The organism is Streptomyces malaysiense (genome assembly GCF_000980885.2).
GTDB lineage: Bacteria > Actinomycetota > Actinomycetes > Streptomycetales > Streptomycetaceae > Streptomyces > Streptomyces malaysiense.
The window spans coordinates 1-1,849 of record NZ_LBDA02000133.1; the positions used below are offsets into that span (position 1 = coordinate 1).

General features: G+C 58.7%; 2 protein-coding genes. One reads left to right on the forward strand and one right to left on the reverse strand.

The window, feature by feature from the left end:
- Positions 1-723, forward strand: a 723-nt coding sequence (locus VT52_RS38540) for a hypothetical protein (RefSeq protein WP_206306688.1), incomplete at its 5' end; no start/stop codon positions are given.
- 601 nt (positions 724-1,324) lie between these two features.
- Here VT52_RS38540 and VT52_RS34195 read toward each other — a convergent pair.
- Positions 1,325-1,627 carry a hypothetical protein gene (locus VT52_RS34195; RefSeq protein WP_046428782.1) on the reverse strand — a complete coding sequence of 101 codons (303 nt, stop codon included), beginning with the start codon at positions 1,625-1,627 and terminating at the stop codon, positions 1,325-1,327.
- Positions 1,628-1,849: the final 222 nt, after the last annotated feature.

The window sequence follows — 1,849 nt, forward strand, 5'->3', positions numbered from 1 at the left end:
CACCCTTTCAATCTCAGCGGCACCTGGTCCTACCACTACGAGAATTCGCATTATTCGTATGACTCGTCAGGGGACCTGCACAGCGTAGTAAAGACGGGCAGCGATGTCCCGGGCGCCGGCAAGTTGATCGCGTATAAGCCCTACGATCTCTCTGCCCAGAAAGAGGTTGCCAATTACCTGAGGAACTTGGTTCCCGTGGACCTCGTGCTGCATCCGAGAGAAGCCCGGGAGCAGCAAAAAAATATCGATCGCCAGTGTGAGGAGCAAGCGCCACTAATCTGCGATAGCCCTCGGATTGGGGTATTCTTCCCCGAAGGGCCAATTGGCGAAGGGTCAATTGGCGGTCGCCCTATTCCGAAGTCTGAACCTAGATCACCAAGCGCCGTCGACGGTGAGCGTTTGCGTAGACATCTCAGTAAAGAGGCTGGTCAGCTTCCCGGGATTCGTTCGGCGGATGACATATTCGACACTCCATCCGTCCTTAAGGGAGGCGTCACGCCGGACCAGGTTCGCCCATTTTTCGTGGGTCGGAAGGGCTGGGTGGAAGAAGGCCTAGGAAAAGGACGAAGTGAGGGCAAGGGTTGGGTTATCCGCGAATATACAAGTCGCGGAGGTAAGACCGGACGTATGCTTAGGTGGCACCCTGGTGGCGGCCATCATGGCGAGGGTGCCTACTGGAGAGTAGTGGGCATTGAAGGGGACCTTGGAGGGATCATTCGATGACCAGCGAGCAAAAGCTGGTGAACTTTCGGCAGTGGACTATCTCCGTACTGGATCTGCTCAGCGCGGCGCCCGATCGTCAAGTTGCATATTTGCAGGCGTCAGGAGTTGGAGCGGATGAGATCTTGCTTCAATTCGATGACGTATTGCACGTGGCTTGCGCCAGAGCGAGCGATGGTTCGCTACGGCATGAGGACTATCTCGTGCTTCAGTCGGTCGATGAGAGTGCGAATTCTGTGAGTGTGAGACCAGAATCGATTTGGTCCGAAGGAGCACTCAAGGAAGCAGTTGAATGGCGAGAACTTCGGGCTGCAGCGAGAGCGGCGAAGTCACATCTGCAGAGATCCTGGAGCTGCGAACCTCAACCTTGATCCACCGAGTGACGGTCGGCCTGTGGACGGAGAAGTGAGACGAGGTGCCAGCTGACTTGGGATGATGGGAGTTCTCACGCTTCCAAAGCTCATTCAGCAAGGCACCTCGATGGGTGTGAGAAGCCGTATCTCAACCGATCTTGGAACGTGTGGATCGAACGAAGTTCCTGGTCGGGTGACCTTCCGCGGTACGCGCATGAAGGCAGACACCTCACGTTGCTATGCCGTCAAGTTCAGGGGATGAGTCCTCCGTTCACGGCGCGGAGGAAGAGGCGCTGGTGCCACTCGTTGGCGTCCGGTCCGGGATCAGTCGCGAGGACGGGGTTGGGGCCGGTCTCGATGAGGTGTAGGAGCGTCCATGCGACGCCGAAGCAGTCGTCCGGGCCGAAGCAGGAGACGAGCGCCTTCGCTTCCTCTCTCGTGACCGGCCTGACGATCGCGCAAAGCTGGTCGTAACGCCTGTCGATCTCTTCTTCACTCGCGTCCCAGTCGGGGAGCGGGCCGTCGGCGACGAAAGTTTGCACTTCGGGTCTCATGGGCGAATGATCGGCCGCCTTGGTCACTGTGGGCAAGGTATCTCGGCTGCTCAGGCGGGACCTGTCCCCGAGTGGTGGACACCTCTGAGCCCGGCCCCGCCGGGGGCCGGGTAGGGGGCATCTTTTATGGTGATGAAGGTCTACTCGCCCGAGTTCGAGGCTGACGCTGTCGCGCTGTACCTGTCGGACCCGCGTCATACCTTCGAGGGCATCGGCAAGGAT